This window comes from Xenorhabdus beddingii (assembly GCF_002127545.1).
In the GTDB taxonomy this organism is placed as follows: Bacteria; Pseudomonadota; Gammaproteobacteria; order Enterobacterales; family Enterobacteriaceae; genus Xenorhabdus; species Xenorhabdus beddingii.
Map to the genome: position 1 here is coordinate 84,604 of NZ_MUBK01000019.1, position 6,898 is coordinate 91,501.

Here is a 6,898-nt window from a genome sequence, read left to right on the forward strand (position 1 = left end):
TTCTTTGATTGAAATCAATTAATTTTATAAGGTTATTATCAATGAAATCATAATTAACTGTTTTATAATATATTTTTTAGAAAACCCTTATAAAATAATTTTTATAAATTTTCAAAATATTTTGTAAAAACAGATTTTCATTCTATGAAGTCAACTTGGAGTGAAATCCGAGGGTTTCCCTACGCCAAGGGAATCGGTAAGCTTAAGTCCATCTGATAATCATATAGAAAGGGATTGGTTATGTCCGCACCTATCACATGGCACGATGTCATCGGCAATGAGAAGAAACAGCCTTATTTCGTTGATACATTGGCTTATGTTGCCAACGAACGTCAGGCTGGAAAAACCATTTATCCGCCGCAGCAAGATGTTTTCAACGCATTCCGCTATACCGAATTGGCTGATGTAAAAGTGGTGATTTTGGGACAAGACCCTTATCATGGCCCGAATCAGGCTCATGGGCTGGCTTTCTCAGTACAACCCGGCATTCCAGCACCACCTTCTCTTGTCAATATGTACAAAGAACTGGAATCGGATATTACGGGATTTACTCGCCCCAACCACGGTTGTTTGATCAGTTGGGCAAAACAAGGGGTATTGCTGCTCAATACCGTGCTAACCGTTGAACGCGGGAACGCACATTCTCATGCGAATCTGGGGTGGGAAACCTTCACGGATAAAGTCATTGCAGCAATCAATGAACATCGTAGCGGAGTTGTTTTCCTGCTTTGGGGTTCTCATGCCCAGAAAAAAGGCCGTTTTATCGATACCCAACGCCATCATGTGCTGAAAGCACCACATCCTTCACCCTTGTCAGCCCATCGAGGGTTTTTAGGCTGCAAACATTTTTCACACGCCAACACACTGCTGGAAAAACAGGGATTGCCTCCCATTGATTGGGCACCCCAATTACCTCAATAATCGATTTCTGCCTACAAAAATGCCGCCTTCTCAATGGCGGCATTACATCACGGGAAAACATGATTCTTATTTGGAAACGGCAACCATTGCAGGACGCAGTAAACGACCATTCAGGGTATAACCTTTCTGCATTACCAACATAACGTGATTAGGTTCATGTTGATCAGATTCCATCATTGTCATCGCCTGATGCACTTCTGGATTGAAAGGCACGTTAGTGTCACCAACAACTTCAATGCCGAACTTGCCCACTGCATCAATAAAAGATTTCAGAGTCAGTTCAATACCTTCAATCATAGATTGCAATGATTCATTAGTACGATCAGTCACCTCCAGGGCACGTTCCAGATTGTCGATAACAGGCAGGAGTTCATTGGCAAATTTTTCCAATGCGAATTTATGTGCTTTTTCCACATCCTGCTCAGTACGACGGCGAATATTTTCCACTTCAGCACGAGCACGCAGCATAGCATCACGTTCGTTAACCTGAGCCTGTTTTAGTTGTTCTTCCAACTCGGCAACACGCGGGTCAACAACATTTTCAGTCTCTGGCGCGTCTGCCTGTTCTGCATTAATTTGTTGCTCTAATACATTTTCTGTATTTTCTGAGACTTGCTCGTCAGGTACTTTTTGGTCTTTACTACTCATGAATATCTCCGCGTATTTTGTATTATCTTCGCCATTCTTGCTTATTATGGGGATCTATACGCGGGATTCAAGGGAACACATCATATTGTGAGGGCAAAACCATATGCTGAAGGAAATAACAGCAATGAATAATGAATTCAAATGCATCGGTATTGTCGGCCGTCCACGTCATCCTGAAGCTCTGGCCACCCATGAAATGCTTTACCATTGGTTAGTTTCTAAAGGTTATTGCGTCATTATGGACAGGCAGGTTGCGAAAGATATTGACTTAAAAGACGCCCAAACCGGAGGACTGACAGAAATCGGCAAAATCGCCGATCTGGTCATTGTTGTCGGTGGGGATGGCAACATGCTTGGCGCAGCCAGAGTACTCTCCCGCTATGACATTAAAGTCATTGGTATCAATCGGGGTAACTTGGGTTTTCTGACTGATTTAGATCCCGATAATGCTTTACAACAGCTCTCCGAAGTTCTGGATGGCGAATATCGGGACGAAAAACGCTTTCTACTCGAAGCTCAAGTCACAAAAAAAGGGCAGAAATCCCGGCGCAGTACCGCGCTGAACGAAGTGGTGTTACATCCGGGCAAAGTTGCCCATATGATTGAGTTTGAGGTTTATATTGATGAACGCTTTGCTTTTTCCCAACGTTCAGATGGCTTAATTATCGCAACGCCGACAGGTTCCACTGCTTATTCTTTATCTGCCGGAGGGCCAATATTAACACCAAATTTGGATGCCATCGTGCTGGTGCCCATGTTTCCGCACACACTTTCAGCACGTCCTCTCGTCATCAGCAGCGAAAGCAGCATTCGGCTGAAATTTTCTCAAAACAGCAGTGACTATGAAGTCAGTTGTGACAGCCAGATAGTTTTGCCCATTCAGGACGGTGAAGAGGTGATTATCAAACGCAGCGAATATAATCTGCATTTGATCCACCCAAAAGATTACAATTACTTCAATACACTGAGCACAAAACTGGGCTGGTCGAAAAAAATGTTTTAAAAACCATGCTCCCCTACTTTACTGTATAAAATACCAGTTTATACTGTATGTAAGCACAGACATGTTTTTATGCACAGGAACGTGTTTTTATACACAGGAAAAGCAGGAGGAGCACGATGCTAACTCAGTTGACCATCAGTAATTTTGCTATCGTTCGCGAGCTTGAAATCGATTTTCGCTCAGGAATGACGGCGATCACAGGAGAAACCGGAGCCGGTAAATCCATCGCAATTGATGCGTTGGGTTTATGTCTTGGCAATCGGGGCGAAGCCAATATGGTTCGTTCTGGTGCTCCCCGTACTGATCTTTGTGCCCGTTTTTCACTGGCCGATGCCCCTTCCGCCCGTAACTGGCTCGAAGACCATCAGCTTGATGAAGGTTTTGATGATGACAATGAGTGCCTGTTGCGGCGCACGATTACCGCAGATGGGCGCTCTCGCGGTTTCATCAACGGTACTGCCGTACCACTTTCTCAGTTGCGTGAATTAGGTTCACACCTGATTCAAATTCACGGCCAACATGCTCATCAATTGCTGTTAGAAAACCGTCATCAAAGACGTTTATTGGATATCTACACGGGAGATTTCGAACTCCAGCATGAAATGAAACAGGTTTACCAACAATGGCGACAAAGCTGTCAGGCTCTCTCTCAATTCCAGCAACAAGCCCTTGAACGGCGCTCACGTCAGCAATTGCTGGAATATCATCTGAAAGAATTGAACGAACTTTCACCACAAGTGGGAGAGTATCAAGAACAGGATAGCGAATATAAGCGGCTGGCAAACTGCGGGCAATTTTTGTCGGTCAGCCAGAACGTTCTCCAAATCTTAAGCGATAATGATGAACAGAACATTGTCAGTCTCCTGAGCTATGCACGAAATGAACTGACTGAGCTTGCCGGCATGGATCACAAACTCAGTAACTTGCTTAGCATGTTAGAGGAAGCAGCCATTCAAATTAATGAAGTCACTGATGAATTGCGTCATTACAGCGACCTGCTGGAACTGGATCCTAACCGGCTGTTTGAACTGGAACAGAAAATTTCCCAGCAAATCAGCATGGCCCGTAAACACCACGTTGCACCGGAAGAACTGCCAGCCTTACATCAGCAACTCCTGGAAGAACAGCATCAGTTATCCCAACAAGAAGATGATTGTGCTCATCTGAGTGAACTCGTTAGCCAGCACTACCAGCAAGCGCTGACTGTGGCAGAAAAACTGCATCATGTTCGCCAGAAATACGCCGTGGAATTAAGCCAGTTGATCACGAACAGCATGCACCAACTTTCCATGCCCCATGGCCGTTTTACTATTGATATCACCTTTGAACCCCAGCATTTAAACATTGACGGTGCCAGCAAAGTTGAATTCAATGTCACCACCAACCCCGGCCAGCCTCACCAATCACTGGCAAAAGTGGCATCAGGTGGTGAGCTTTCCCGCATTGCACTGGCGATTCAAGTGATCACAGCAAAGAAAATGGAAACACCTGCACTCATCTTCGACGAAGTTGATGTGGGTATCAGTGGGCCGACAGCCGCCATTGTTGGCCGCCTACTACGTGAATTGGGGGAATCAACCCAGGTGATGTGCGTCACCCATTTACCACAAGTGGCAGGATGTGGACATCAACACTTTTACGTCAGCAAACAGACTGATGGGGAAGAGACGGAAACCCGAATGCAATTATTGGATAAAAAAGCACGGCTTCAGGAACTTGCGCGGCTTTTGGCAGGAAGTGAAGTGACAAAAAATACATTAGCCAATGCAAAAGAGCTGTTAGCGGCATAAATGAATATACCCAATGGATTTCAAGATGCAGCCAACAAAGCTGCAACTTGAAAGACGACGGGTATACAACTTTTTTGTATAATTGAAGTCATAGTTAAACGCGTATACCCAAAATAATTCGAGTTGCATCGCGGCGGCAAGGGAACCAATCCCCAGGAACATAGATAACTATGTGGCTGGGATGGGTGAGCGTAGCCAACAAAGAGGCAATTTGAAGTATGAAGGGTATAGAGGTTTTCAAACTCTTCAATGTTTATTATTATCGACGGCTTAACTCCTAAAGGAATGTAATCACTATGCGCTGTAAATTATTGACTGCCGCTACTGTATCACTTGTTATGCTGACTGCGGGTTGCTCCATGTTTGAGCGAGTTGTTTATCGTCCTGATATTAATCAAGGGAATTACCTAACGTCGGCTGCGATATCAAAAATCCAGAAGGGAATGACCCAGCAGCAAGTCGCTTACACTTTGGGAACCCCAATGCTGACCGATCCATTTGGCAGTCAAACTTGGTATTACGTATTCCGTCAACAGCCCGGCCATGAAAAAGTCACTCAGGAAACGCTAACCCTTACCTTTGATAGCCAAGGTGTGCTGACTGATATCAAGAATGAGAAGTCACTGCCAAAGAATCAGTAAGATGTGGACTTTATTTATTCGCCAGTCGATATTCTGGCGAATAAATAGACTTTGAATAGAGATTATTGAGCATTATTTTTAGCGCGTTCTGCTCGCTTACGCCGCATTTCTTTGGGATCAGCAATGAGAGGGCGATAAATTTCTACACGGTCACCCTCTTCCAACGTATCTGTCAGCTTAGCGGGCCGGCTATAAATGCCGACTTTATTTTTCGTCAAATCGATATCATGACGTAATGTCAAAAGACCCGACGCAACAATCGCCTGCTCAACCGTTGCCCCTTGCGATACTTTCACATTACACAGATATTGTCGCTCAGGCAGAGCATAAACGACTTCGATATTGATCTCAGACACTATAAACCTCACGCGCTCGTTGGGTAAAAGCCTGTACCATATTACCGGCCAGTTCCTTAAATACCTTGCCAAAGGCCAATTCAATCAACTTATTGGTAAACTCAAAATCGAGGTGTAACTCAACCTTACAAGCATCCTCACTTAGCGGAGTAAAATGCCATCCCCCCATTAACTTGCGAAAAGGCCCATCAACAAGCTGCATTCTGATACTTTCATTATCAAATAACGTATTGCGCGTTACGAACGTCTTACTGATCCCAGCCTTAGAGACCTCAACCGAAGCCGTTATCTCATTATTACTGCTGCTTATCACACGGCTACCCACGCATCCCGGTAAAAAATCCGGATAAGACGTCACATCGTTGACCAATTTATACATTTGTTCCACGCTGTAAGGCACTAGCGCAGAGCGACTAATCTGAGGCATATCATTTCCTGTAAAACGTAACAGCGCTGAATAGTACCACTTAAATGTGGTTAAATAAAAACCTGATGGCATTTAGAACAATAAATGTGCACTTATTGCTAAATATCATGCAGAAGAGATTTCTTTCATTAACGCATACAGTATAATACAACGCATTATGACAAAGAAAAAAGCACACAAACCCGGTTCGGCAACAATTGCCATGAATAAGCGAGCCCGCCACGAATACTTCATTGAAGAAGAATTCGAAGCAGGCTTATCCCTACAAGGTTGGGAAGTCAAGTCACTGCGCGCAGGCAAAGCTAACATTAGTGAGAGTTATGTTTTGCTCAAAAATGGTGATGCTTATCTTTTTGGTGCCACAATCACACCATTAAATGTTGCTTCTTCCCATGTAGTTTGTGATCCGACACGGTCACGCAAACTACTACTTAACAAACGCGAGCTTGATTCACTGTATGGTCGAATCAATCGTGAAGGTTATACAATCGTTGCGCTTTCCATGTATTGGAAAAATGCCTGGTGCAAAATCAAAATTGGCGTTGCAAAAGGTAAAAAAGAGCACGATAAACGTTCAGACATCAAAGAACGTGAGTGGAAATTAGACAAAGCGCGAATTATGAAGAATTCAGGGCGTTAATTACTGGCATTATCGCTCAATATTCTGATATACTTCCCTTTAACATACTTGGGGCTGATTCTGGATTCGACGGGATTCGCGAAACCCAAGGTGCATGCCGAGGGGCGGTTGGCCTCGTAAAAAGCCGCAAAACAATAGTCGCAAACGACGAAAACTACGCACTAGCAGCTTAATAACCTGCTTAGAGCCCTCTCTCCCTAGCCTCCGCTCTTAGGACGGGGATCAAGAGAGGTCAAACCCAAAAGAGATCGCGTGGATGCCCTGCCTGGGGTTGAAGCGTTAAATCCAATCAGGCTAGTTTGTCAGTGACGTGTCTGTCCGCAGCTGGCTAGCGAATGTAAAGACTAGACTAAGCATGTAGTACCGAGGATGTAGGAATTTCGGACGCGGGTTCAACTCCCGCCAGCTCCACCAAATAAAACAAGGGGTTACACGAAAGTGTAGCCCTTTTTTATTTGAAAATGGCGGCAAA

8 protein-coding genes and 1 other RNA gene are annotated in these 6,898 nt (G+C 44.4%); 6 read left to right on the forward strand and 3 right to left on the reverse strand.

Annotated elements, in window-relative coordinates:
* Nucleotides 1–240 precede the first annotated feature (240 nt).
* Nucleotides 241–921, forward strand: coding sequence for a uracil-DNA glycosylase (gene ung, locus Xbed_RS12190; protein WP_086113194.1), 681 nt, complete (start codon nt 241–243; stop codon nt 919–921).
* A 66-nt stretch (nt 922–987) separates the two neighbouring features.
* On the opposite strand, the gene grpE is transcribed toward ung, so the two are convergent.
* A complete protein-coding gene (gene grpE / locus Xbed_RS12195) occupies nt 988–1,569 on the reverse strand; it encodes a nucleotide exchange factor GrpE (RefSeq protein ID WP_086113195.1) in 582 nt (193 codons plus the stop codon).
* A 124-nt stretch (nt 1,570–1,693) separates the two neighbouring features.
* Between grpE and nadK the strand changes: the two genes are divergently transcribed.
* From nadK to bamE, 3 genes are all read left to right on the forward strand, one after another.
* Nucleotides 1,694–2,572: an NAD(+) kinase gene (nadK, locus tag Xbed_RS12200; RefSeq protein ID WP_139837487.1), complete on the forward strand. Its 879-nt coding sequence runs from the start codon at nt 1,694–1,696 to the stop codon at nt 2,570–2,572.
* A 116-nt stretch (nt 2,573–2,688) separates the two neighbouring features.
* Nucleotides 2,689–4,362 (forward strand): DNA repair protein RecN, encoded by a 1,674-nt coding sequence (gene recN, locus Xbed_RS12205; protein ID WP_086113197.1) that lies wholly within the window; start codon nt 2,689–2,691, stop codon nt 4,360–4,362.
* Nucleotides 4,363–4,658: 296 nt separating this feature from the next.
* A complete protein-coding gene (gene bamE, locus Xbed_RS12210; protein WP_086113198.1) occupies nt 4,659–5,003 on the forward strand; it encodes an outer membrane protein assembly factor BamE in 345 nt (114 codons plus the stop codon).
* 62 nt (nt 5,004–5,065) lie between these two features.
* On the opposite strand, the gene Xbed_RS12215 is transcribed toward bamE, so the two are convergent.
* Complete coding sequence (locus tag Xbed_RS12215; RefSeq protein WP_086113199.1) at nt 5,066–5,359, reverse strand: RnfH family protein; 294 nt, start codon at nt 5,357–5,359, stop codon at nt 5,066–5,068.
* The gene (locus tag Xbed_RS12220; RefSeq protein ID WP_086113200.1) at nt 5,352–5,786 is read right to left on the reverse strand and encodes a type II toxin-antitoxin system RatA family toxin; all 435 of its coding nucleotides are present in this window, start codon (nt 5,784–5,786) and stop codon (nt 5,352–5,354) included. The genes Xbed_RS12215 and Xbed_RS12220 overlap by 8 nt, the downstream gene beginning before the upstream one ends.
* A 157-nt stretch (nt 5,787–5,943) precedes the next feature.
* Between Xbed_RS12220 and smpB the strand changes: the two genes are divergently transcribed.
* On the forward strand, nt 5,944–6,426 hold the full coding sequence (gene smpB, locus Xbed_RS12225) for an SsrA-binding protein SmpB (protein WP_086113201.1): 483 nt from the start codon (nt 5,944–5,946) through the stop codon (nt 6,424–6,426).
* 50 nt (nt 6,427–6,476) lie between these two features.
* Nucleotides 6,477–6,840: a transfer-messenger RNA gene (gene ssrA, locus Xbed_RS12230) on the forward strand.
* Nucleotides 6,841–6,898: the final 58 nt, after the last annotated feature.

Excerpts from the sequence above, each read along its gene's own strand:
- ung (WP_086113194.1), top strand. The coding sequence starts at position 241 with ATGTCCGCACCTATCACATGGCACGATGTCATCGGCAATGAGAAGAAA.
- grpE (WP_086113195.1), bottom strand. The coding sequence starts at position 1,569 with ATGAGTAGTAAAGACCAAAAAGTACCTGACGAGCAAGTCTCAGAAAAT.
- nadK (WP_139837487.1), top strand. The coding sequence starts at position 1,694 with ATGAATAATGAATTCAAATGCATCGGTATTGTCGGCCGTCCACGTCAT.
- recN (WP_086113197.1), top strand. The coding sequence starts at position 2,689 with ATGCTAACTCAGTTGACCATCAGTAATTTTGCTATCGTTCGCGAGCTT.
- bamE (WP_086113198.1), top strand. The coding sequence starts at position 4,659 with ATGCGCTGTAAATTATTGACTGCCGCTACTGTATCACTTGTTATGCTG.
- Xbed_RS12220 (WP_086113200.1), bottom strand. The coding sequence starts at position 5,786 with ATGCCTCAGATTAGTCGCTCTGCGCTAGTGCCTTACAGCGTGGAACAA.
- smpB (WP_086113201.1), top strand. The coding sequence starts at position 5,944 with ATGACAAAGAAAAAAGCACACAAACCCGGTTCGGCAACAATTGCCATG.